This is a genomic window from Burkholderia sp. BCC1988 (assembly GCF_905339895.1).
GTDB lineage: Bacteria > Pseudomonadota > Gammaproteobacteria > Burkholderiales > Burkholderiaceae > Burkholderia.
The window spans coordinates 39,710-63,513 of the sequence record NZ_CAJPHA010000032.1 but is presented as its reverse complement, the minus strand read 5'-3'; the positions used below and the strand labels follow the sequence as shown (position 1 = coordinate 63,513).

Below are 23,804 nucleotides of genomic sequence, written 5' to 3'. Positions count from 1 at the left end.
TCGGGATCGACGCTTGACACCCAACATCTTCCTTTTTCGACGAGGTCTGCACCATGTATCCCAAAATCGACTTTCTGTACCTTTCCGAGCCGGACATGATCGCAGCTGGCGTGCTGGATGCCGCGCGCTGCGTGTCCGTATGCGAGGAGACATTCGGACTCCTCGGCAGAGGCGACTATCTGATGGGTGGCGCCAATCACAATAACCACGGAATGAACATCGTCTTCCCGAAAGAGACGAAGTTCCCGAACATGCCGGTTGCCGGTCCGGACCGCCGCTTTGCTGCAATGCCCGGTTATCTGGGCGGTCGCTTCGACGTGTGCGGCAACAAATGGTACGGATCGAATCACGCCAATGCCGAGAAAGGCCTGCCGCGCTCGATCTTGACCATGATGCTCAATGACAAGGACACGGGCGCGCCGCTGGCGCTGATGTCGGCGAACTTGTTGAGCGCGGCCCGAACCGGAGCCGTGCCGGGAGTGGCGGCAAAGTATCTGGCCAACCAAGATGCGAGAAGTATGTCTGTTATCGGTTGCGGCCCGATCAACAAGGCGTGCTTCACCGCGATCATGACCCAGCTCGGCTCGATCCAGCACGTCGTCTGTTTCGACGTCTTCCTCGACAAGGCGAACGAGTTCGCCGGTTGGGTTCAGCAAACGTACGGGATTACCGCCGTCGGTACCGATGAGGCCGAGCAAGGCTTCCGCGATGCAGATGTCATCACCGTGGCAGCGTCGCGTCTTAAGCCGCTTTATTTCAAGGACGAATGGATCAAGGAGGGCGCGACCATTCTCGTCTCGGGCCCGTTCAATACCGACGAGTCGTTCCTGACCGGCGCCAGGATCGTATACGACCATACCCCGCTGCAGGAAGCCTATGTCGAGGACGCAATCGCATCGGGCAATAAGGAAAGCTACTACAGCAGCGTCATTGGCGGCCCGTTCTTCCGTCTGATCGATGCAGGCAAGCTGCCCGCCCTGCCTGACTCGACCAGCCTCGGTCATGTCGTGAATGGCGACAAGCCGGGCCGGGAGAGCACGAAGGAGCGTGTCATCTTCATAGCATGCGGGATGGCGGTTTTCGACATCAGCTGGGGGACGGAGCTCTATAACAACGCGCGGGAAAGGAAGATCGGCACGCCCCTCAATTTGTGGGAAAAGCCGGCTCTCTGATCGGGTCGCCGTGAATCGCACTCCCGGCAATTGAGCCGCCTGGATCCCCCTGGAAAGTGCCGAGCGCCAGTGTCGGGGCTTTCCTGAGCCTTCGGCCATAGGCCGAAGGCTCATGCCGGGCGAATGCTGGTGAGCGTCGAGGTTTGGGACCGCTTGCACCAAGTACTCTTGGCAAAGCTGCGTGCAGCGGACCGCCTCGATTGGTCACGTTGATCTGAGTAACCGTGTTGAATGACAAGCTGTGAGAGGTTGATTTTGAGCATTCAGGTGTTAGCCACCCCTCGTCATTTACATCGCTCGCGACGCACTTTTTCCACTTCGACGCAATGATAAGTTTGCGCACTTCATTGAATTTCAGAATAAAAACCTCAGGACCAGCGTGAATTCGCGAATACGACGAAAATTCCACATTGATATGAATTTTTATTCAAAGACAACTTATTGAGACTGCGGACATCTTTTCTGAGAGACAACAAACAAATACCCGCGCACCACCATCCCCCTCCCCCGTACCGGCAACCACCAGGCAAACTGTACCGGTACTGTACAGAAAACCGTCGCTACACTGACTCCATCCCAGTCCCGAACACGAATGGAGAATCCGCGATGGACTTCCTCACCCTCAGCGCATTGCCCGCCGGCATGCTGTTCGCGCTCGTCACGTCGATCACGCCCGGCCCGAACAACACGATGCTGCTCGCGTCCGGCGTCAATTTCGGTTTCCGCCGCACGATGCCGCACCTGTTCGGCATCAGCATCGGCGTCGCGATCCTGATGCTGTGCGTCGGCTTCGGTCTCGGCGAAGCATTCCGCCGCGTGCCGGTCCTGTACACGATCCTCGAAGTCGCGAGCGTCGCGTACCTGCTGTATCTCGCCTGGCGCATCGGCACGTCCGGCGAAGTGAAGGCGCAAGGCGCCAAGCCGCGGCCGATGACGTTCCTCGAAGCCGCCGCGTTCCAGTGGGTCAATCCGAAGGCGTGGATGATGGTGCTGACCGCCGCGACGACGATCCGCCTGTCCGCCGACTACGGGATGAACGCCGCGTGGATGGCCGTCGTGTTCATCCTGATCGGCTTTCCGTGCATCAGCCTGTGGGCCGCGTTCGGCCAGGGCCTGCGCCGCTTCCTGTCGAACCGCCGCGCACTGCGCATCTTCAACGTGACGATGGCCGTGCTGCTGATCCTGTCGCTGTATCCGCTCGTCGCGCATCTGCTGCCGCAGTAAGCGCTCACGAGCACAGCCGTTGAGCTTCACGCCGTGCAGGCGTACCCTTTTGGTACGGGCGCGCGCAATCGCTTCGGCGGTTGCGCCGCATCTGCATGGAGGTGGCCGATGAAGCCAATGCTGAAGACCGGCGAGCACATCGAGGGCATGCACTGGGTCGCCGAGTACCACCCGCTCACGCACGAGATTCGCGTGCTGCGCGAGAACATCGAGGTGGGTACGTACTGCGCGCCGCCCACGCTGTTCGGCGACGAGGAAGCGCTGGGCGCCGCGAACCTTGCCGATCATCGCAGCCAGGAGGCCGCGCTGCGCGCGTATCTGCGCAACTTCGTCAAGGAACACGACGCGGAGGAGTAGTGGCGCGGCGGCCGGAATAGCGACGGGCCGCCGAAGCAGCTCGGTCTGTCGTTGTGCGTGTGAGCCGTCTTGCGCCTCACCGCAGCATCCCGATCACACGCGGGGCCGGCGCATCGCCCCGGCCCCGAATCCGCTCAATGCCCGAGCGACTCGATCTTGCCGGACGGCTGCGCGACGCCGTGCGGCCGCGCCGCCTGCTTGATCAGCAACGCGAGGCACGCGAGCAAGCCCGCGACCGCGATCGTCGCGAACACGCCCGCGAACGAGAAGTGCCGGCGCGTCAGTTCGGCGACGAGGAACGACCCGGCGATCCCGCCGAAGCGGCCGACACCCAGCATCCATGCCACGCCCGTACCGCGCCCTTCGGTCGGATAGAACGCGGCGGCAAGCGCCGGCATCGACGATTGCGCGGTGTTCATCAGCACGCCGGCGATGAACACGACCAGCACGAGCATCCCCACATTGCCTGCCGCTTGCCCGATCGCATACACGCTGATCGCGGTCAGCGCGTAACACACGGCAATCACGCGGTTCGCGTTGAAACGGTCCATCAGCACGCCGCACAACACCGCGCCGACGCCGCCGAGCGGGAACAGCGCGGAGATCAGCGTCGCGCTCTTCGGCGTCAGACCGGCATCCTTCAGCAGGATCGGCATCCAGTTGATCGACGCGTAGAAGATCACGAGGCCCATGAAATACGCGATCCACAGCATCACCGAGCCGACGATGTACGAGCGCGACACCACGACGCCGATCCCCTTGCCGCCCGTCTGCGGCGCGGCTTCGGTCATCGCGAACGAGCCGGCGTTCAGCGCGTCGCGCGAGATCCGTGCGAGCGTCGCGCGGATCCGCTCGACGCCCTGACCTTGCGCGACCATGAAGCGCACCGATTCCGGCATCTTCAGCAGCAACAGCACGCCGAGCAGCAGCGGCGTCACGCCGCCGAGCATCAGCACGCTGCGCCAGCCGAAATGCGGGATCATCCACGCGGCGAGAAAACCGCCGAACGCGGCGCCGAGGGGGAAGCCGCAGAACATCAGGTTGATCACGGTCGCGCGGCGCTTGTCCGGGCAGAACTCGCCCATCATCGTGACCGCGTTCGGCATCGCGGCGCCCAACCCGACGCCAGTAATGAAACGCAGGATCGTCAGGTGTCCGATGGTGTTCGAGAACGCGGACACGAAGCACGCGACGCCGAACAGGAACACCGATCCGAGCAGCAGCGAGCGGCGCCCGAGGCGGTCGGACAGCGGGCCCGACACGAGCGCGCCGCACGCGAGGCCGAACAGCGCGGCGCTCAGCACGGGTGCGAGATCGGGTTTGGTGAGGTTCCATTCGCCCAGCAGCGAAGGTGCGATGAAGCCGATCGCGGCCGTATCGAAGCCGTCGAGCAGCACGATCACGAAACACATCAGGAACACGAGCCACTGGAAGCCGCCGAACGGCTGCTCGTTGATGAAGGTCTGGACATCGACCACGGGTGCGCGATTCATCGCGTGTCTCCTATGTAAGCAACGCGGCCTGATGGCCGCGCCTTTCCTGGTTCGCGCGCCGATTCGTCGCCGGCGCGTCATGCATCGTCGACACCGGCCGGCAGCGGCAGGCGTCGCGATCGGGTCACGGCCGGCGCGCGCCGGCCGTGTGATTCAGCCGCACCTAGGCGGCCGCATCCTGTTCCTTGAAGATCTTGTCCGCGAGATGGAACGCGGAATTCGCGGCCGGCACGCCGCAGTAGATCGCGGTCTGCAGCAGCACTTCCTTGATCTCGTCGCGCGTCACGCCGTTGTTGCGCGCGGCGCGCAGGTGCAGCGCGAGTTCCTCGCCGCGGTTCAGCGCGACCATCATCGCGATGGTCAGCAGGCTGCGCGTATGGCGCGGCAGGCCGTCTCGCGTCCAGATCTCGCCCCACGCATAGCGCGTGATCAGGTTCTGGAATTCGTCGGTCACTTCGGTGCGGTTCTCGATCGAACGGTCGACGTGCGCGTCGCCGAGCACCGCGCGACGCACCTTCATCCCTGCTTCATAACGTTGCTGGTCGTCCATCGTCGGTGCCTCACGCGGTCAGGAAGTCGAGCAGCGCGCGGTTGAAGCCGTCGGTGCACTCGATGTTCGAAATGTGCGCGGCGTCGAATTCGACGTGACGCGCGCCCGGAATTGCAGCAGCCAGCGCACGGCCCTGGTCGGGCGGCGTCGACATGTCCTTCGCACCGGTCACGACGAGCACCGGCAGCGCGATGCCCTTCACTTCCTCGCGCAGGTCGGCCGCGTTCAGCGCGTCGCAGTTCGCGGCGTAACCGTCCTTGTCGGTATGCACAAAGGTGTCGCGGATCGCGTCGAACAGGCGCGGCTCACGTTCGACGAATGCGTCGGTGAACCAGCGCGGCAGCACGGCGTCGGCCAGCGCGGCCATCCCTTCGGCACGCGCCTTCTGCGCACGCGGCACCCACACTTCCGGCGAGCCGATCTTCGCGGCGGTGTTCGACAGCACGGCGCGCACGATGCGCGACGGGAAACGCGCGGCGAGCGCGGCGCCGGTCAGGCCGCCCATCGAGATCCCGCAGAAGTGCGCGCGCTCGATGCCGACGTGGTCGAGCAGGCCGATCACGTCGCCCGCGAGCTGGTCGACCGTGTACGAGCCGGCCGGCGCTTCGGAATGGCCGTGGCCGCGCGTGTCGTAGCGCAGGATGTTGAAGTGCTGCGTGAGCGGGCGGATCTGCGGCGCCCACATCTGCAGGTCGGCGCCGAGCGAGTTCGAGAAGACGAGCCACGGCGCGTCGTCGCGCGCGGCACGGTCGATCCGGTAGTGCAGTTTCACGCCGTTGACAGTGGCGAAAGGCATCAGTGTTCTCCTGGTTGTGTCGTGCCCGCGTGCAGCGCGAGCACGGCGTCGACGCAGGCCTGCGCCTCGCCGACGTAATGTGCGGGATCGAGCAGCCGCGCGAGCGCGTCGCGCGACAGGTGAGCCGATACGGTCGCATCGGCGGCGAGCACGTCGAACAGCGTCGCGCCGGTGCGCACGGCTTCCTTCGACGCATGCTCGACGACATGATGCGCATCGAGCCGGCCGATCCGGTCGCCCAGTGCGAGCATCACGGCTTCGCCGAGGATCAGCCCGTGCGTCAGCTCGAGGTTCGCGGCAAGGCGTTCGGTGTTCACGTCGAGGCCCGCGACGATCTGCGCGATCTGCGCGAGCGCGCCGCCGGTCAGACGCGCGAGGTCGGGCAGCGCATCCCATTCGGCCTGCCAGCCGCCGAGCGCGCGCTCATGCTCCTGGACCATCCCCGCGAACACGGTCGCGACGAGGTTCGGCGCGCGCACCGCGGCGGTCAGCACGGCCGCGCAACCGACCGGGTTGCGCTTGTGCGGCATCGTCGACGAGCCGCCCTTGCCGGCGGCCGCCGGTTCGCCGAGCTCGCCGACTTCGGTCTGCATTTGCAGCGACACGTCGCGCGCGATCTTGCCGAGCGTGCCGGTCAGCATCCCGAAGCAGGACGCGGCTTCCGCGATGCGGTCGCGCTGCGTATGCCACGGCACGGCCGGCAGCGCGAGCCGCAGGTCGGCCGCGAGCGCGGCGCTCACGCCGGCCGCGTGCTCGCGCAGGCTCGCCAGCGTGCCGGCCGCGCCGCCGAACTGCAGCACCAGTGCGCGCGCACGCAATTCGGCGAAGCGCGCGCGATGGCGCAGCAGCGCGTCGAGCCATTGCGCGAATTTGAGGCCGAGCGTGATCGGCAGCGCCTGCTGCAGCCACGTGCGGCCGATCATCGGCGTCGCACGATGCGTGCGCGCGAGTGTCGCGAGCGACGCGCACGCTTCGTCGAGCAGCGGCTCGAGCACGTCGAGCGTGTCGCGCAGCTGCAGCACGGTCGCGGTATCGATGATGTCCTGGCTCGTCGCGCCCCAGTGCACGAACTTCGCGGCCTCCGGGTCGTCGGCCTTCACTTGCGCGGTGAGCTGCTTGACGAGCGGGATCGCGAGATTGCCGCCGAGCGCCGCGCCGTGCGCGAGCGCGTCGGCGTCGAGCCGGCCGGCGTCGCACGCGCGTTCGATCGGCGCGACCGCGGTGGCGGGAATCACCTGCTGCGCGGCGAGCGCGCGCGCGAGCGCGGCCTCGACGTCGAGCATCCGCTGGATCGTCGCGCGGGGCGACCAGATCCGGTTGAGCGGCTCGGTGCCGCAAATGAGGGAGGTCAGGCGGGCGCTGTCTTCGAGCATGGCATCAGATTGGGGAAACGGCGTGCGCTTATTGTCTACCCAAGCGTGCCGGCGTGCGCGCGATCGCGCGCGCCGGCACGCTTGCCGGTCAGGCCGCGGCCTTGCGCGTCGCGTCGATCAGCGGCACGCCGGTCAGCTTCTGCAGTTCGTCGAACGACAGGTCGGTGAAGATCTCGCTCACCGCGAGGCCGTCGGCCGTCACGTCGAGCACCGCGAGATCGGTATAGATGCGGCTCACGCATTGCACGCCGGTGACCGGATACGAGCACTGCGCGACGATCTTGCTCTCGCCCTGCTTCGTCAGATGCTCCATCATCACGAACACCTGCTTCGCGCCAATCGCGAGGTCCATCGCGCCGCCAACGGCCGGAATCGCATCGGGCGCGCCCGTATGCCAATTCGCGAGATCGCCGTTCGCCGACACCTGGAACGCGCCGAGCACGCAGTAGTCGAGGTGGCCGCCGCGCATCATCGCGAACGAATCCGAGTGGTGGAAATACGCGCCGCCGGTGAGCAGCGTCACGTGCTGCTTGCCGGCGTTGATCAGTTCGTCGTCTTCCTCGCCGGGCGCGGGCGCCGGGCCCATCCCGAGCAGGCCGTTCTCGCTGTGCAGGAAGATCTCCTTGCTCGGATCGAGGTGGTTCGCCACCAGCGTCGGCACGCCGATGCCGAGGTTCACGTACGCGCCTTCGGGAATGTCCTGGGCGACGCGCTTGGCCATTTCATCGCGGGTCAGTCGTTTCATGTCGGGTCTCCTCGGTCAGGCAGCTTGCGATGCAGCATGTTCGGCAGCCAGCTCGGCCGCGTGCGCGGCCTGCGGCACTTCGACGACGCGCTGCACGAAAATGCCCGGCGTCACGATGTGTTCCGGGTTCAGCCCGCCGAGCGGCACGACTTCCGACACCTGCACGATCGCGACCTTCGCGGCGCTCGCCATGATCGGCCCGAAGTTGCGCGCGGTCTTGCGATAGACGAGGTTGCCCCAGCGATCGCCCTTGTACGCCTTGACCAGCGCGAAATCGGCGTGGATCGGCGTCTCGAACACGTACGACTTGCCGTCGATCACACGCGTTTCCTTGCCTTCCGCGAGCTTCGTGCCGAAGCCGGTCGGCGTGAAGAAGCCGCCGATGCCGGCGCCCGCCGCGCGGATCCGCTCCGCGAGGTTGCCCTGCGGCACGAGCTCCAGCTCGATCTCGCCCGCGCGATACAGCGCGTCGAACACCTGCGAGTCGCTCTGGCGCGGGAACGAGCAGATGATCTTGCGCACCCGCTTCGCCTTGAGCAGCGCCGCGAGGCCGGTCTCGCCGTTGCCCGCGTTGTTGTTGACGATCGTCAGGCCGCGCGCGCCCTGCTCGATCAGCGCGTCGATCAGCTCGGACGGCATGCCTGCCGTGCCGAACCCGCCGATCATGATGGTCGCGCCGTCGTGGACGTCCGCGACCGCCGATTGAAGCGATTCGAAAATCTTGTTGACCATGTCTCTTCCTGATACGAACCCGCGGCACGATGCGCGGCCTGTCGAGGGGACACGCGCGTGTCGCGTGCCGCGTCGAAGGCCGTCGTCGACCTTCGGCATTTGTTCGCTATTCGAACCGAGATTCGATTAGCGAACGCTGGGCCGATCATAGAGTCGCGCACAGCGCGTTGTCAAGGCGGGATCCCTCGGGGGGCGTCTGGTCGTCGAACGGCAGGCCGACGTAGTTTTCGGCGAGCGACTGCGCGGCGGCCCGCGAGCGCGTCACGTACTTCAGCTCGGCAAACTTCAGGCGATTGACGAACGGCGAGTCCTCCGGTGACGCATGCAGCATGTTCGTCATGAAGTACGAGAAATGCTCGGCGCGCCACACGCGTTCGAGACAGGTCGCCGAGTAGCGCTCGAGCGGCGTGGCGTCGCCGTTGCGATAGCGGGCGCCGAGCGCGCGGGACAGCGCGCGGACGTCGGCCACCGCGAGGTTCATCCCCTTCGCGCCGGTCGGCGGCACGATGTGCGCGGCGTCGCCGGCGAGGAACAGGCGGCCGTGCTGCATCGTCTCCGACACGAAGCTGCGCATCGGCGTCACGCTCTTCTGCGTGATCCGGCCCTCGGTCGGCGTCCAGCCGGTGTCGTTCGAGAAGCGCGTGTGCAGTTCGTCCCAGATCCGCGCGTCGGACCATTCGGCGAGGTCTTCGTCGGGCTTGCACTGCAGGTAGAGGCGCGTGACCGTCGGCGAGCGCATCGAGAACAGTGCGAAACCGTTGTCGTGATGCGCGTAGACGAGTTCGTCGAGCGACGGCGCCGCGTCGGCGAGGATGCCGAGCCACGCGAACGGATAGACGCGCTCGAACGTGTTCAGTCGCTCGGCCGGAATCGTCTGGCGCGCGATGCCGTGAAAGCCGTCGCAGCCGGCGATGTAGTCGCAGTCGATGCGGTCTTCGCGGCCGTCGGCATGCTTGAACGTGACGAACGGGTGCTCGCTCTCGACATCGTGCAGCGCAACGTCGCTCACTTCGAAATGCATCGCGTGGCCGTGCTCGACGCCGGCCGCGATCAGGTCGCGCACCACTTCGTGCTGGCTGTAGACGGTGATCGCGCGCCCGCCGGTGAGCGCGCTCAGGTCGATGCGATGGCGCTGGCCCGAGAACAGCAGCTCGATGCCGTGGTGTTCGAGCCCCTCGCGGCGCATCCGGTCGCCGAGGCCGGCTTCGTTGAGCGTGTCGACCGTGCCCTGCTCCAGCACGCCGGCGCGGATGCGGTTCTCGCAATATTCGCGCGAACGCGCCTCGACGAGGATGGAATCCACGCCTTGCAGGCGCAGCAGATGGGAAAGCAAAAGGCCGGACGGACCGGCGCCGATGATGGCGACCTGGGTGCGCATTGTTCGTCTCCAGAACATTGGTTCGAGTAATGGAACCCATTTGAGCGCTTTCCCGACTATGCAGCAACGCGATTCAGGAGATATGTTGTATACGCTTTGAAGATACTGGCTCCCGTGATGGAAACGCTCGATCTGAACCTGATTCCGTACCTCGTCGCGCTAGACGACACGCGCAACGTCAGCCGCGCCGGCGACCTGCTCGGCGTGAGCCAGCCGCGCGTGAGCACCGCGCTCGGCCGCCTGCGCGAGTATTTCGGCGATCCGCTGTTCGTGCGCACGTCGCGCGGGATGGAGCCGACGCCGCGCGCGCTCGCGCTGCTGCCGGCCGCGCGCGATGCGCTCGCGCAGATCGAGCGCGGCCTCGTCGCGCCGCACGACTTCGATCCGGCGGCGAGCACGCATACGTTCTCGATCGCGCTGTCGGACGTCGGCGAGATCGTATTCCTGCCGAAGCTGCTGCAGGCGTTCGCGACGCGCGCGCCGCACGCGAACCTGCGCTCGGTCTCGCTCGCACACGACGAAGTCGGCCGCGGCCTCGAAGCCGGCTCGATCGATCTCGCGGTCGGCTATTTCCCCGATCTCGACGGCAACAACTTCTTCCAGCAGCGTCTGTTTACACACCGGTTCGTCTGCCTGATGCGGCGCGGCCATCCGCTCGAACAGGCGCGCCCGTTCACGGCCGAGCAGTTCCTCGCATGCGGGCATGCGGTGGTGCGCGCCGAAGGGCGCAGCCAGGAGGTGCTCGAGAAATACCTCGCGAAGCAGCGCATGCAGCGCCGCGCGGTGCTCGAGACGCCGCACTTCATGAGCCTGCCGTTCATCCTGAGCCGCACCGACCTGATCGCGACGGTGCCGCATGCGATCGGCTATGCGTATGCGGCCGAGCACGCGTTCATCGTGCCGGTCGAGCCGCCGGTGCCGCTGCCGCGCTTCGACCTGAAGCAGCACTGGCATCGCAAGTTCCACAACGATCCGCGCACCGCGTGGCTGCGCGGCGTCGTCGCGTCGCTGTTCAACGACGAGCAGGACGAGTGGCCGAAGTGACGCGGGGTGTGCGGCAGGCCGCACGCACGACCCGCGAAAGCATGAAACAATGACCGGATATCCGCGCCGCCGCAGGCGGCCGCATTCGATGGAGCGACTAGATGGGTAAAAAGAACGCGCGGCCCGAGCCGGCCGCATCCCGGCCGAGCCGCGAAGAAGCGGAGGATGCCGTTCGCGTGCTGCTGCGCTGGGCCGGCGACGATCCCGCCCGCGAAGGGCTGCTCGACACGCCGGCGCGCGTCGTGCGCGCATACGAAGAGTTCTTCGCCGGCTATGCGCTGGAACCGCGCGACATCCTCGCGCGCACGTTCAGCGAAGTCGACGGCTACGACGAGATGATCGTGCTGAAGGACATCCGCTTCGAGAGCTATTGCGAGCACCACATGGTGCCGATCATCGGCCGCGCGCACGTCGCATATCTGCCGAACCATCGCGTCGTCGGCATCTCGAAGCTCGCGCGCCTCGTCGACGCGTTCGCGAAGCGCCTGCAGATCCAGGAAAAGATGACCGTGCAGATCGCCGACACGCTGTTCGACGTGCTGCAGCCGAAGGGCGTCGGCGTGATCCTCGAAGCCGCGCACCAGTGCATCTCGACGCGCGGCATTCACAAGCCGGGCGTCGAAATGGTCACGTCGCGCATGCTCGGCACGTTCCGCACCGATCCGTCGACGCGGCGCGAATTCCTGTCGATCGTCGCGAATCCTTCTTCAGTCAACCTGACGAATACGTAATGCAGTCCACGAAGCAAGCGGCACACGCGCCGGTCGTGCTCGTGACCGGCGCCGCGCGCCGGGCCGGGCGCGCGTTCGCCGAGTATTTCGCCGCGCACGGCTATCGCACCGCGGTCCATTACGACCGCTCCGCCGATGCCGCGCAGGCGGCCGCCCGCACGATCGCCGAACGCGGGCATGATTCGGTCGCGTTGCAGGCCGACCTGTCGGATGCCGCGCAGATCACCGCACTGATCGACCAGGTGTATGCGCGCTTCGGCCGCCTCGACGTGCTGGTCAACAACGCGTCGGTGTTCTGGCAGGACCATTTCCCGAGCTTCGACCTCGCGGCATTCGACCAGGCGTGGGCCGTCAACTGCCGCGCGCCGATCCTGCTCACGCGCGCGTTCTACGAACGGGCCCGTGCGGCCGGCACGCAGGGCGTCGTCGTCAACGTGGTCGACCAGAAGATCAAGGAAAACTTCCACCGCGACCATTTCAGCTACACGGTCGCGAAGGCCGCGCTCGGCAACCTCACGCAGATGCTCGCGCTGTCGTCGTCGCCGGTGCTGCGCGTGAATGCTGTGTTCCCTGGGCTGATGCTGCCGAGCGACGACCAGACGCAGGCCGACTTCGAACACGCGAGCCGCGCGTCGACGCCGCTCGCGCGCATCGCCGGCCCCGACGATGTCGCGAGCGCGATCCTGCTGCTGACGGGCAGCGCGTACAACGGCGTGGATTTCGTCGTCGATGCGGGGCAGAACCTGATCCGCGTCGACCAGGACGTGCTCTACAAGCATCGCTCGCCGGCCGGCAAGCACTGACGAAGCGGGGGTGCGGCGGCAGCCGTGCACCCTCTTGGCACACCGGTGTGCTGGTGTTGGGTGCGCGCCTTCGCCTGCGCCTGCGCCGCGTGAACGACAGTTTCGCCGTTCGCGCGCCGCGTTACGGCTTCTCGCCGCTGCCGCCTTCGCGGACCTTGCCCTGCGCGACGCTCGTGCCGGGCGGCACGCTGTGCGTGAGCCACACGTTGCCGCCGATCACCGAGCCGCGCCCGATCGTCACGCGGCCGAGAATGGTCGCGCCCGCATAGATCACCACGTCGTCCTCGACGATCGGATGCCGCGCGTTGCCCTTCACCAGCGTGCCGTCCCCATCGGCCGGGAAGCTCTTCGCGCCGAGCGTGACGGCCTGGTACACGCGCACGCGCTCGCCGATGATCGCGGTTTCGCCGATCACGACACCGGTGCCATGGTCGATGAAGAAGCTCGGGCCGATCTGCGCGCCCGGGTGAATGTCGATGCCGGTGGCCGAGTGCGCGATTTCATTGATGAAACGGGCGAGCAGCGGCACACCGAGTTGGTGCAGCGCATGCGCGAGCCGATGGTGCATCATCGCGAACACGCCGGGATAGCACAGCAGGATCTCGGTGATGTGCTGCGCGGCCGGATCGCCCGCGTAGGCAGCCTGGATGTCGCTGACCAGCAGCGCGCGAACCGCCGGCAACTGCCGGCCGAACTCGCGCGCGATCTCGAACGCGCGTTCGTCGAGTTCCGCGAATGGCGTGTCCGCATGCTCCGGCAGGAACGGCAGCGCACGGCGGATCTGTTCGGACAGGATCCGCAGCGTGCTTTCTAGCGTGTGGCCGACGTAGTAGTCGACGCTTTCGTCGGTCAGATCCGGCGCGCCGTAGTGCGTCGGGAACATCGACGCACGCAGGCCGGTGACGATCTTGCAGATCGCGTCGCGTGACGGCAGCTCGCGGATGCCACGCGGATGACGCGTGCGGTGAAGTTCCTCGCGCGATTCGCGCAAGCCGGCAACGATTTCTTCGAGGCCCCACTGACGGGCGGGTGATGTCGACATATGCCAATGCAGGCAGCCGCGCGCGATCGCACGGCCGCTAATAAAGTGACGGGTTCCGCAAGATTACCGCGTTTTTGCCGGGCAGCGGCACGCCGGGGGATCGGCCGGACGGCCGCCGCTGCCGCCGCGCGACGGCGTCAGATCGTGACGCTGCTCGCGTCGATCCAGCGCACGGCCCAGTCGCGCGCATGCGCGATCGCGTCGCCTTCGTCGTTGAACTGGAGCTCGCTCGGGAAAAAACGGTTCGCGACGAGTTCCCCGTCACTCGATCGGGAGATCACGACGTAGGGCTTGAACGACCCGTCAGTGGCGCGCGCGGGCGCGCAATTCAACAGATAACCGCGGTGCGTGAAGGCAGTAGTCGCTTGCATGAATCCGCCACCTCTAGTCCCTTTGCTTGTTGTTCGCTACCCGTCTCTAAGGGTGCTGCGGCGCCCGGTGCGGGCAGAGTCGGCGCGTACTGCATCCCCTGTCGCCGCTTCGCAGGAAAAGAATCATACTCTGTAGAAAACGGGTGTTCTAGCTGAAATAAATCATGACAAATCAGTGCGCGCCACGCGACTGCGGCGATCGCCCGCGCACCATTTTCCCGTCTTGCCCGGAACGGGATTTGCTTCGATCCGGAGCGCTACGCCGCCAGGAGAGCCGTGATGGAAACGTCAGCTCAAGCGCACGCCGCGCATCCGCGCAGCATCGAACTCGACAACGACGACACGCACGACAGCACCGTCGACACCGACGGCAAGAATCGCGAAGCGGCGCGTCTCGCGAGCGGCGCCCCCTTCCCGCCCGACCAGATCACGGGCAGCAACGCGTCGCTCGTCAACGCGATGCCCGAGGCCGGCGACGGCCTCGCCGGCTTCGACAGCCGGCCGGGCGGCAATCATCCGGCGTTCGCGCTGCGGGCCGGCTACATGGTGATCGAGAAGGGGTTCGACGCGCCGTCGCGCGCGGGCGACGCGCCGTACGGCCCGGTTCACCGGATGTACGGCAGCGCGCACTGGCCCGGCCACGGACGCCGGCCGGAACGGGTGATCGAAATCACCGCGGTGCCGCGATAACGCACGCAGCGTTTGAATCGATCGTTCGATCGGCGGGTTGAAGGGCGCCGACGGCCGATGGCGGCGGACCGGCGTGCGCGTTTGCGCGCCGGTCGGTCGATGCGCAGGCGGTGCGATCTTCCAAATCGGCGCTGAAATCGATATCAGCGCCCGGTTCGGGTTCGGCCCGCAGGATTTCACGACGTCGATGCATCGGCGTTGATCGAAGTCACGTCCTCGCGATACGGATGCGATTCAATGCCCATTCGCGACCACCGGCACGTCGCTGCAAAGTCCCTGCCGTTGGTTTACCCTGCCTCGCAGCGACGCACGGCCGGCCCGGCCGTTCGGCCGACTTCCGTTCAATCCGCCACTTGGAGACACTATGTACAAGCGCATTCTGGTTGCCATCGACGGCAGCGACACCGCACGCCACGCGTTCAATGCCGCCCTCGCGCTCGCGAAGGAGCACGGTGCCGAACTGCAGCCGTTCTACGTCGTCGAAAACGCCGCGATCTACTACAACGTGCCGGGCTACGACCCGTCCGTGCTGCGCGATCAGCTCATCGCGCAAGGCAATGCGCTCGCGGCTGAATTCAAGAAGCTGATGCAGACGGCCGGCGTGAAGGGCGAGACGCTGACGAGCGAGGCGTCGTCGCTCAACGACGTGTCGACGCTGATCCTCGACGGTGCGAAAGCATTCGGCGCCGACCTCCTCGTGCTCGGCACGCACGGCCGCCGCGGGTTCCGTCGCCTCGTGCTCGGCAGCATCGCCGAACAGTGCGTGCGGCATGCGACGCTGCCCGTGCTGCTGATCCCGGCCGCCGCGCATACGGACGATCAGGAGGGCTGATCGGTGTCGGCATCGGCATCGGCATCGGCATCGGCATCGGCATCGGCATCGGCATCGGCATCGGCGTGCGCGGCGCGCCGCGCATGCGCAGCGGCATGCCTGCACGCAGGCTGCTGCGATGCCCGCGGCATGTGCGCGCGGTCGCGACGTTTTGTCGCCCGACAGCGGCAACTTGCGGTGGGACAATGATTCCGTCGATTCAATGCCGGAGTAAACGATCATGTTGACGCCCGTCGCCACACGCCCCGCCGTTCCGTCCCATGCAGGCACCTGGGCGCCCCGCCAGGCCCCGCACTGCTCGTCATGCGCAATGCGGCACCTGTGCATGCCGCAGGGCCTCGCACCCGACGCGCTCAGCCGCCTCGAATCGGTCATCTGCGCGGCGCGCCCGGTCAAGCGCGGCGAAGCGCTGTTCCGCGAAGGCGACACCTTCGACAACCTGTACGCCGTGCGCTCGGGTTCGCTGAAAACCGTCGCCACGCGCCACGACGGCCGCGAGCAGGTCACCGGCCTGCACCTGGCGGGCGAGGCGCTCGGCCTCGACGGCATCTGCGACGACACGCACCCGCGCACCGCGGTCGCGCTGGAAGACAGCTCGGTCTGCGTGATTCCGTACAGCGCGCTCAAGTCGCTGTGCTCGGAAGCCGGCACGATGCAGCTGCGCATGCACAAGCTGATGAGCGAGCAGATCGTGCGCGAAACGTCGCAGACCATGCTGCTCGGTTCGCTGAACGCCGAAGAGCGCGTCGCCGCATTCCTGCTCGACGTGTCGGCGCGCTACCTGAAGCGCGGTTACTCGCCGTCGGAATTCAACCTGCGGATGACGCGCGAAGACATCGGCAGCTACCTCGGCATGACGCTCGAAACGGTCAGCCGCACACTGTCGAAGTTCCAGAAGCGCGGCCTGATCGAAATGCACGGCCGCCTCGTGCAGATCGTCGACTTCGACGGCCTGCACCACGTCTGACCCCGCGCGGCGCGTGACCTGGGCGCCGCCGCCCGCCACGATCCGCCGCGCCCGCCTCGATCAGTCGAGAAACAGCGCGGCGCGCGCCTTCAGTGCCGCGCTGAAGTCGTCGAGCCAGCCGATCGACAGGCGCCAGCTCTGCCAGTACAGATCGATATCGACGGTCCGCCCGCGCGACATGTCGACCAGTTCGCCCGCCGCCAGCTGGCGATCGACCATCCGGTCCGGGCACATCCCCCATCCCAGCCCCGTTTCGCAAGCGCGCAGGTAGCCTGCGACGTGCGGGATCCAGTGTTGCGGCGGATCGAGATCCGCGCGCGTCACGCGCCGGATGAAGCGCGCCTGCAAGCCGTCCTTCGAATTGAACATCACGCACGGCGCGCGGCGCAGCGCATCGCGCGTGATGCCCGCACCAAAATAGCGCGCGTAAAACGCCGGCGAACACACCGCGCGATAGCGGATACGCCCGAGCCGCGTCGACCGGCATCCCTGGATCGGCTCGGCCTGCGCGGTCACCGCGCCCTGCACGCTGCCGTCGCGAATACGCGCGGCCGTATGGTCCTGGTCGTCGATCACGAGGTCGAGCAAGGTCTCGCGCTCGGTGCAGAACGGCCCGACCGCATCGATGAACCAGGTCGCGACGCTGTCGTCGTTGACGGCGACACGCAACGTCGGCCATGCGCTCGCGATCTGGCCCGGCAAGGCGGGCATCCGGCCGCCCAGTTCGGCCTCGAGCAACTGCACGCGCTCCGTATGCCTGCACAGCAGCGCACCCGACGTCGTCGCGACGCACGGCTGCCCGCGCTTGACGAGCACGCTGCCGACGCGCTCCTCCAGCAGCTTCACGCGCTGCGATACCGCCGACGGCGTGACGTTCAGCTCCTTGGCCGCCCGCTCGAACGAACCGTGCCGGATCACCGCCGCGAGGGCATCGAGCAATGCGTAGTCGAGCATTAGATTTCCTTAATCGGCATTAGGTGAATTAGCTTCTCTTATGTTCCAACTGACCGCAGACTAGCGCCAACCGATTCACCCGTCTACTGCGTCACCGCTCCCCATCATGAACTGGATCGCTTTTTCCCACGGCGCCGCCCTGTGCGGGTCGCTCATCGTCACCATCGGCGCGCAGAACGCATTCGTGCTCCGGCAAGGCATCATGCGCTCGCATGTCGGCAAGATCGTGCTGCTGTGCGCGCTGTCCGACATGATCCTGATCGGCGCGGGCGTCGGCGGCGCGTCGGTCCTCGTCGAACGCTATCCGACCTTCGTCCACATGGTGCTGTACGTCGGTCTCGCGTATCTCGCATGGTTCGGCTTCAACGCGCTGCGTCGCGCGTTCAAGCCGGGACACGCAACGCTCGACGTGCGCGGCGACGCCGTCGCGCCGCCGCCGCAGAGCGCGGTCGCGATCGTGCTGATGACGCTCGCGTTCACGTGGCTCAACCCGCACGTGTATCTCGATACGTTCCTGCTGATCGGCACGGCCGGTGCGCGGGAGCCGGAGGGCACGCGGCTGGCGTTCGCGATCGGCGCGATGTCGGTCAGCGTCGTGTGGTTCCTCGGGCTCGGATACGGTGCGCGACTGCTCGCGCCGTGGTTCCGCAAGGCCGTCGCGTGGCGCGTGCTGGACGGCGCGATCGGCAGCATGGTGCTGTTCCTGGCGGCCGTGCAGTTGCGATAACGGCCTCGGTGAATGATCGATCGCGGGCGGCAACTTGCCGCCCGTTTTTCGTTCCGCCGCGGCGAAGCGGCCGGCTCCGCCCGTCTCTCCCGCTGCCACGCCCGGCCGCAACAAAATTCGGTTCCCGATCGAACGCGGCGGCACGAATGACCCACGCAGCAGACGACGCGTCCGCCGTCCGCTGCAATTCCTCCGTCTTCACGGCCGCGCGCCCGCTGCACGAATCCGGTCGATCGGCGAGAATGTTCCAGCGTCCCGCGACAACGGCGAACGTGCTTCACCCGACCGCCGTCCCGTCGCATTCATCGCGGCCAATCCCGTCGTTCCAACCCGTCACCCTTCAGATTCCGGAGAGCAACATGGCACTACGCACCCTCGGCACCTCGGACATCCAGGTTTCCCCGCTCGCCTTCGGCGGCAACGTCTTCGGCTGGACCGTCGACGAAAACGCATCGTTTGCGCTGCTCGACGCGCTCGCCGACACCGGCATCAACTTCATCGACACCGCCGACGTCTATTCGGCCTGGGTGCCCGGCAACCGCGGCGGCGAATCGGAGACGATCATCGGCAAGTGGCTGAAGCGTTCCGGCAAGCGCGACCAGGTCGTGATCGCGACCAAGGTCGGCCTGCTCGACGCGCGTGCGGGCCTCACGAAAGACAACATCCTGAAGGCCGCCGACGATTCGCTGCGCCGCCTGCAGACCGACTACATCGACCTGTATTTTTCGCACCGCGATCTGGCCGATACGGCCCCGCTCGAAGAAACGCTTGCCGCATACCAGACGCTGATCGACGCGGGCAAGGTGCGCATCATCGGCGCGTCGAACTACAGCGGCGCGCGCCTGCGCGAAGCCGCCGACATCAGCAAGCGCGACGGCCTGCCCGCGTACCAGGTGATCCAGCCGGAATACAACCTGATCAACCGCGCCGACTACGAGCGCGATCTCGAACCGGTCGTGCGCGACCTGCAGCTCGGCGTCGTCAACTACTACGCGCTCGCGAGCGGCTTCCTGTCGGGCAAGTACCGCAGCGAGGCCGACCTGAAGAAGAGCGTGCGTGGAGACCGCGTCGCCCGCTATCTCGATGCGCGCGGCCTGCGCATTCTCGCGGCGCTCGACGATGTGTCGGCGAAGCACGGCACGCAGCCGGCCGCGATCGCGCTCGCATGGCAGATCGCGCGGCCGACGATCACCGCGCCGATCGCGAGCGCGACGTCGCTCGAACAGCTCGCGCTGCTCGGCGAAGCGATCCGCGTGCGGCTCGACGATGAGGACATTCGGAAGATCGACGCGGCCAGCGCGGTCTGACGTCGCGTACAAGCAGATGACGGCTTGAATCGCGGCGTTTCGCGCTTCAAGCCGCCGGTGCGACGCGCGGGTGACGCGAACAGGGATGTCGGCATCGCTCACGCCGCGCGCGCGGGAAGAGCGCCGCGAATCACTCGACCGGCGCGCGGTTTCGGCAATGCGATCCGACAACACGCGCTTCTGCTCCAACACAACGAAAAAAATCCACGACACACCGCTGCCCCAGGTCATCGGCGGCACGCAAACATGCATACAGCCATCGCTTCGCCAGCGCGCGAGATGCGAGCTCGACGAATCACGCGAGCACCGCGCAGCTTCGACGACACGATCCGGCGGCACGCGACTTTTATTCCGTATAACGAAGCAGCTGCGTAACGAAGCAGCTGCGCGCCTCATCGTTCGAACCGAACCGAACCGAACCGAACCGAACCGAACCGAACCGAACAACGTACCCCGAACACGCCCGCACGTTTTGCCTTTCCCGGCCATATTCGTTGACTCACACGGACATCCGGCCGCAACGCGCCGCCGCGAGCGCATCCCGGGCCCGCCCCGGGTCTTTCACCGATTGACCGCGCCCGCCGGCGTATCCGAGACTGCGCCGCTCGGGCGGTCATTGGGAGAACGTCATGCCGGATATCAGCACGGGAATCGTGTCGATCTCGACGCGCGCCGTACGCGGCGACGAACGCGTCGACTTCTGGGTCGACCATGTCGCCCGCTCGCTCGTGCGCATCGAATGCAGCGGCAAATCGTCCGAAGGCATCGACGCGTCGCTGCGCAAGCGCGACCTCGGGCTGCTGGGCGTGTGCGACATCGTCGCGAACCGGCATGCGGTCGTGCGCACGCCGCACAACATCCACGCGGACCCGCGCGACGCCGTGTTCGTGTGCCTGATGCACGAAGGGCAGGGCTATACGTTCCAGGACGTCGAGTGCATCCAGCATGCGCCCGGCGACATCGTGCTGTACGACACGTCGATGCCGTACGGTCACGGCTTTCCCGCGAACATGGCGATGACCGTGCTCGACGTGCCGCGCGACGTGTTCGAAGCGCACGTCGGCCCGTGGCGCCATCGCAGCGTCGTCAAGATCGACCGCGACGACGGCGTCACGTCGTGGGCCGTGCGGCAGCTCTACGCGCTGCTCGCCGAACCGCATGAATCGATGCCCGACGCGCGCGAACGGCGCGCCGCCGCGATGCTCGACCTGATGCAGTCGATGCTGCGGCTGCGCGAAGGCGACGCGTCGCCGACCAAGTCGACCGTCCACACGCTGTCGCGCGCGAAGGCATTCATCGACAGCCATCTCGCCGACGACGATCTCGACACCCGGTCGGTCAGCCGCGCGATCAACCTGTCGCCGCGCCAGCTCGCGCGCATCTTCGAAATCGAAGGGATGCCGCTCACGCGCTACATCCTCGCGCGGCGTCTCGAACGCTGCCGCGCCGATCTGCGCGACCCGTCGCTGAAGCACCTGACGGTCAGCGAAATCGCGTTCCGCTGGGGCTTCAACAACAGCGCGCACTTCAGCCGCAGCTATCGCGCGCGCTTCGGCGAAACGCCTAGCGACACGCGCGTGCCGCGCAACTCGCGCTAGCCGCTCGTCGTCGGGTTCTCCCGCTGCGCAATCCACGGCCAATGGTCAGCGCAACGAGATCGCTGCATGAGCCGCCGCGGCGCCCCGCCGTGTCCGCGCGAAGCAAGCCCGGCGTCCGCCCCGGTCAAACGGGGACACGCGCCCGTCGCTAAGCTGGCTTCCTGCGCGGCGGTGCTCGTTCCGCCGCCTGACAGCGAGGAGACAAAGCGGGATGGAGACGTACGACCATATCGTCGTCGGCGGCGGTTCGGCCGGCTGCACGGTGGCACATCGACTGGTGAAGGCCGGCAGGCGCGTGTTGCTGCTCGAGGACGGCCCGAAGGACGACAGCCTGTTCATCCGGATTCCGGCGACGTTCATCCGCGTGCTCGGCACGCAGCGCACGGTCACGTTCGAAAGCGAGCCGCAGGCCGGCGCGGCGGGACGCAGGACCTACGTGCCGCAGGGCCGCACGCTCGGCGGCGGCAGTTCGGTCAACGCGATGCTGTACGTGCGCGGCACGCGCGCCGACTACGACGAATGGGCCGCGCTCGGCTGCACGGGCTGGCGCTGGAGCGACGTGCTGCCGGTGTTCAAGCGCGCCGAGTCGCACCTGCGGCTGTCCGAGCCGTTCCACGGCACCGACGGGCCGCTGAAGGTCGGCGACACGCGCTTCCGGCATCCGCTGAGCCTCGCGTTCGTGAAGGCCGCGCAGGAAACCGGCATCGCGTACAACGACGATTTCAACGGCGCCGCGCAGCACGGCGCCGGCTTCTACCACACGACGATTTTCGACGGGCAGCGCGGCAGCACCGCGGCAACCTATCTCGCCGACGCACTCGGCCACCCTAACCTGCGCGTGCTGACCGGCTGCCGCGTGACCCGCGTGCGCTTCGACGGCCGGCGCGCGACCGGCGTCGAATGGCGGATGGAAAACGGCGCGACCGGCTCGGCCACCGCGCGCGGCGACGTCGTACTCGCCGCCGGCGCACTCAGTACGCCGAAGCTGCTGATGCTGTCGGGCATCGGACCCGGCGCGCACCTGCGCGCATACGGCATCGACGTGCTGCACGACAGCCCGGAAGTCGGCGCGAATTTCCAGGACCATCTCGAGGTCTCGATCTACGGCTACAGCCACGCGCCGATCAGCCTGTTCGGCGAGGATCGCGGGCTGAAGGCGCTGCGGCACGGGCTGCAATGGATGCTGACCCGCACGGGCCTGCTGACGTCGAACGTCGTCGAATCCGGCGCGTTCGTCGATACGACCGGCAGCGGCCGCCCCGACATCCAGTTCCACGTGCTGCCGACGCTCGTCGGCGACGTCGATCGCGAACCGCTGCCGGGCCACGGCCTGTCGATCAATCCGTGCCTGCTGCGGCCGCGTTCGCGCGGCTCGGTGCAACTGCGCGGCAACGATCCGGCCGCGCCGATCCGGTTCGACAGCGGCGCACTGTCGGATCCGGCGGACGTCGACGGCCTCGTGCGCGGCGTCGCGCTCGCGCGGAAGATCATCCGCGCGCCGTCGCTCGCCCGCATCGTCCGCGAAGCCGAAGCGCTGACCGACGACGCGCTGGCCGACTACGTGCGGCGCCGCGCGAAAACCGTCTATCACCCGGCCGGCACCTGCCGGATGGGAAGCGACGAAACCGCGGTCGTGACGCCGCGTCTCGCGGTGCAAGGGATCGACGGATTGCGGATCTGCGACGCGTCGGTGATGCCGCGCATCGTATCGGGCAACACGAACGCGCCGACGATCATGATCGCGGAACGCTGTGCCGAGTTCATGCTCGCGGAGTGACGCGGCGACTCACGCCGCGACCGGCATGCAATGAAAACGAAAGCGGCGCGTGAGCCACGCGCCGCACTGGCATCGGTTTCGCTGCCGCAGCGTCAAGCGTTGCGCAGCGTCATCGGCGACGCACCGTAGCGCTCGCGAATCGCACGGCTGAAGTGCGCCTGGCTCGAGAACCCCCACCGAAACGCGATCTCGCCGATGCTCGTCTTGCGCAGGCGCGCGTCGGTCAGCTCGCGATGCGCATGCGTCAGCCGCTCGGACCAGATGTGCTGCGTGATCGACTCGCCTTCGGCGGCGAAGAGCCGGCCCAGGTGCCGCAACGACAGCCCGACCGCATCGGCGACCGCCTGCGGCCCGAGCTCCGGATCGCCGAGACGGGTCGCGATGTACTGCTTCGCGGTCAGCAGGTACGACAGCGACGCGCGCGATGCACCTGCGCCGTTCACTTCCGCATCGATGAGTTCCGCGACCAGCATGCGCGTGTGTTCGACGAAGCGCGCGGCGTCGTCTTCGACCGGCGCCTTCATGAAGCGCTCGACGCTCGCGCGCAGTGTCGCGCCGAGCATCGCGCCCGCGCCCGGTTTCGGCGCGATCCGCAACGGCAGCGCCGCCAGCTCCGCGTCGAATCGATCGTCGAACGTGGCAATCGGGATATCGATCAGCAATTGCCGCATCGGCGTCAGGAATCCGAACAGATAGGGCACGCGCGTGTCGTACACGACGACGTCGCCGGCTTCCGCGAGCAGGCAGCGCTCGCGCTGGATGAAATACGCGCGACCGCTCAGGATCTGACACGCAAACAGCGACTCCTTCGGCAACTGGCGCACCAGCGCGGGGCTGCGCTCGATCACGTGATCGCGGCCGCTGATGTCGGCCACGCCGAGCCCCGGCAGCGCGAGATCGGTCTTCTCGACCTCGAGCCCCGCCGGCGACAGCGACGAGCAGCGCAGGCCGACCAGCGTCGCGGCGTTGAACGCATCCCAGTAGTCCATCCGGTCGCGCACCGGCACGTCGGCCGTCGAGCCGCGCGTGCATGAAAGAACGGTCGAATTCGTCACGTCGCCTCCTGCGGGCGCCTGTCGTGCGGAGCGGCACGGATTGGGGAATGGTTCTTGTGATTACAGGTGCTGCGCGATGTCCGGCC

At 67.0% G+C, this 23,804-nt stretch carries 24 protein-coding genes; 13 read left to right on the top strand and 11 right to left on the bottom strand.

Annotation, left to right across the window (positions count from 1 at the left end; translation table 11 throughout):
- Positions 1-53: 53 nt before the first annotated feature.
- The 3 genes from U4012_RS32560 (at position 54) to U4012_RS32550 (ending at position 2,753) form a co-directional block, all read left to right on the top strand.
- Positions 54-1,172, top strand: coding sequence for a tyramine oxidase subunit B (locus U4012_RS32560; protein ID WP_321803728.1), 1,119 nt, complete (start codon positions 54-56; stop codon positions 1,170-1,172).
- Positions 1,173-1,778: 606 nt separating this feature from the next.
- Positions 1,779-2,396 carry a LysE family translocator gene (locus tag U4012_RS32555; protein ID WP_044847535.1) on the top strand — a complete coding sequence of 206 codons (618 nt, stop codon included), beginning with the start codon at positions 1,779-1,781 and terminating at the stop codon, positions 2,394-2,396.
- A 108-nt stretch (positions 2,397-2,504) separates the two neighbouring features.
- The gene (locus U4012_RS32550) at positions 2,505-2,753 is read left to right on the top strand and encodes a hypothetical protein (RefSeq protein WP_124524124.1); all 249 of its coding nucleotides are present in this window, start codon (positions 2,505-2,507) and stop codon (positions 2,751-2,753) included.
- Positions 2,754-2,887: 134 nt separating this feature from the next.
- Here U4012_RS32550 and U4012_RS32545 read toward each other — a convergent pair whose 3' ends face one another.
- The 7 genes from U4012_RS32545 to pobA all read right to left on the bottom strand — a co-directional run bounded on the left by U4012_RS32545 (position 2,888) and on the right by pobA (position 9,820).
- Positions 2,888-4,246: an MFS transporter gene (locus tag U4012_RS32545; RefSeq protein WP_124668112.1), complete on the bottom strand. Its 1,359-nt coding sequence runs from the start codon at positions 4,244-4,246 to the stop codon at positions 2,888-2,890.
- Positions 4,247-4,409: 163 nt separating this feature from the next.
- A complete protein-coding gene (pcaC, locus tag U4012_RS32540; protein ID WP_044846455.1) occupies positions 4,410-4,796 on the bottom strand; it encodes a 4-carboxymuconolactone decarboxylase in 387 nt (128 codons plus the stop codon).
- 10 nt (positions 4,797-4,806) lie between these two features.
- Positions 4,807-5,592, bottom strand: coding sequence for a 3-oxoadipate enol-lactonase (gene pcaD / locus U4012_RS32535; protein WP_321803724.1), 786 nt, complete (start codon positions 5,590-5,592; stop codon positions 4,807-4,809).
- The gene (locus U4012_RS32530; RefSeq protein WP_321803722.1) at positions 5,592-6,965 is read right to left on the bottom strand and encodes a 3-carboxy-cis,cis-muconate cycloisomerase; all 1,374 of its coding nucleotides are present in this window, start codon (positions 6,963-6,965) and stop codon (positions 5,592-5,594) included. The genes pcaD and U4012_RS32530 overlap by 1 nt, the downstream gene beginning before the upstream one ends.
- 88 nt (positions 6,966-7,053) lie before the next feature.
- Positions 7,054-7,710, bottom strand: coding sequence for a CoA transferase subunit B (locus U4012_RS32525; protein ID WP_012365076.1), 657 nt, complete (start codon positions 7,708-7,710; stop codon positions 7,054-7,056).
- 15 nt (positions 7,711-7,725) lie between these two features.
- Entirely contained in the window at positions 7,726-8,442 is a 717-nt protein-coding gene (locus U4012_RS32520; RefSeq protein ID WP_124489018.1) for a 3-oxoacid CoA-transferase subunit A, read from the bottom strand.
- Between the two features lie 145 nt (positions 8,443-8,587).
- Positions 8,588-9,820, bottom strand: coding sequence for a 4-hydroxybenzoate 3-monooxygenase (gene pobA / locus U4012_RS32515; protein ID WP_321803719.1), 1,233 nt, complete (start codon positions 9,818-9,820; stop codon positions 8,588-8,590).
- Between the two features lie 117 nt (positions 9,821-9,937).
- Between pobA and U4012_RS32510 the strand changes: the two genes are divergently transcribed.
- From U4012_RS32510 to U4012_RS32500, 3 genes are all read left to right on the top strand, one after another.
- Positions 9,938-10,864, top strand: coding sequence for a LysR family transcriptional regulator (locus U4012_RS32510; protein ID WP_124489016.1), 927 nt, complete (start codon positions 9,938-9,940; stop codon positions 10,862-10,864).
- Between the two features lie 101 nt (positions 10,865-10,965).
- Positions 10,966-11,595 (top strand): GTP cyclohydrolase I FolE, encoded by a 630-nt coding sequence (folE, locus tag U4012_RS32505; RefSeq protein ID WP_044846461.1) that lies wholly within the window; start codon positions 10,966-10,968, stop codon positions 11,593-11,595.
- The gene (locus tag U4012_RS32500; protein WP_124530168.1) at positions 11,595-12,398 is read left to right on the top strand and encodes an SDR family oxidoreductase; all 804 of its coding nucleotides are present in this window, start codon (positions 11,595-11,597) and stop codon (positions 12,396-12,398) included. Before folE ends, U4012_RS32500 begins: the two co-directional genes overlap by 1 nt.
- 121 nt (positions 12,399-12,519) lie before the next feature.
- Here U4012_RS32500 and epsC read toward each other — a convergent pair whose 3' ends face one another.
- Positions 12,520-13,440 carry a serine O-acetyltransferase EpsC gene (gene epsC / locus U4012_RS32495; RefSeq protein ID WP_124524118.1) on the bottom strand — a complete coding sequence of 307 codons (921 nt, stop codon included), beginning with the start codon at positions 13,438-13,440 and terminating at the stop codon, positions 12,520-12,522.
- A gap of 137 nt (positions 13,441-13,577) precedes the next feature.
- Positions 13,578-13,811, bottom strand: coding sequence for a hypothetical protein (locus U4012_RS32490; RefSeq protein WP_044846464.1), 234 nt, complete (start codon positions 13,809-13,811; stop codon positions 13,578-13,580).
- Positions 13,812-14,090: 279 nt separating this feature from the next.
- Between U4012_RS32490 and U4012_RS32485 the strand changes: the two genes are divergently transcribed.
- From U4012_RS32485 to fnr, 3 genes are all read left to right on the top strand, one after another.
- On the top strand, positions 14,091-14,501 hold the full coding sequence (locus U4012_RS32485) for a DUF3005 domain-containing protein (protein ID WP_321803715.1): 411 nt from the start codon (positions 14,091-14,093) through the stop codon (positions 14,499-14,501).
- A gap of 364 nt (positions 14,502-14,865) precedes the next feature.
- Complete coding sequence (locus tag U4012_RS32480) at positions 14,866-15,333, top strand: universal stress protein (RefSeq protein ID WP_321803714.1); 468 nt, start codon at positions 14,866-14,868, stop codon at positions 15,331-15,333.
- 220 nt (positions 15,334-15,553) lie between these two features.
- The gene (gene fnr / locus U4012_RS32475; protein WP_044846467.1) at positions 15,554-16,300 is read left to right on the top strand and encodes a fumarate/nitrate reduction transcriptional regulator Fnr; all 747 of its coding nucleotides are present in this window, start codon (positions 15,554-15,556) and stop codon (positions 16,298-16,300) included.
- A 60-nt stretch (positions 16,301-16,360) separates the two neighbouring features.
- Here the strand turns inward: fnr and U4012_RS32470 are convergent, their stop codons facing one another.
- Complete coding sequence (locus U4012_RS32470; protein WP_124663577.1) at positions 16,361-17,254, bottom strand: LysR family transcriptional regulator ArgP; 894 nt, start codon at positions 17,252-17,254, stop codon at positions 16,361-16,363.
- Positions 17,255-17,360: 106 nt separating this feature from the next.
- Between U4012_RS32470 and U4012_RS32465 the strand changes: the two genes are divergently transcribed.
- From U4012_RS32465 to U4012_RS32450, 4 genes are all read left to right on the top strand, one after another.
- The gene (locus U4012_RS32465; protein WP_124489010.1) at positions 17,361-17,981 is read left to right on the top strand and encodes a LysE/ArgO family amino acid transporter; all 621 of its coding nucleotides are present in this window, start codon (positions 17,361-17,363) and stop codon (positions 17,979-17,981) included.
- A gap of 359 nt (positions 17,982-18,340) precedes the next feature.
- Positions 18,341-19,288 carry an aldo/keto reductase gene (locus U4012_RS32460; protein WP_124489009.1) on the top strand — a complete coding sequence of 316 codons (948 nt, stop codon included), beginning with the start codon at positions 18,341-18,343 and terminating at the stop codon, positions 19,286-19,288.
- Between the two features lie 629 nt (positions 19,289-19,917).
- Complete coding sequence (locus tag U4012_RS32455) at positions 19,918-20,886, top strand: helix-turn-helix domain-containing protein (RefSeq protein WP_321803707.1); 969 nt, start codon at positions 19,918-19,920, stop codon at positions 20,884-20,886.
- A 187-nt stretch (positions 20,887-21,073) separates the two neighbouring features.
- On the top strand, positions 21,074-22,663 hold the full coding sequence (locus U4012_RS32450; protein ID WP_415750425.1) for a GMC family oxidoreductase: 1,590 nt from the start codon (positions 21,074-21,076) through the stop codon (positions 22,661-22,663).
- Positions 22,664-22,755: 92 nt separating this feature from the next.
- On the opposite strand, the gene U4012_RS32445 is transcribed toward U4012_RS32450, so the two are convergent.
- Complete coding sequence (locus U4012_RS32445) at positions 22,756-23,718, bottom strand: helix-turn-helix domain-containing protein (protein WP_321803705.1); 963 nt, start codon at positions 23,716-23,718, stop codon at positions 22,756-22,758.
- Positions 23,719-23,804: the final 86 nt, after the last annotated feature.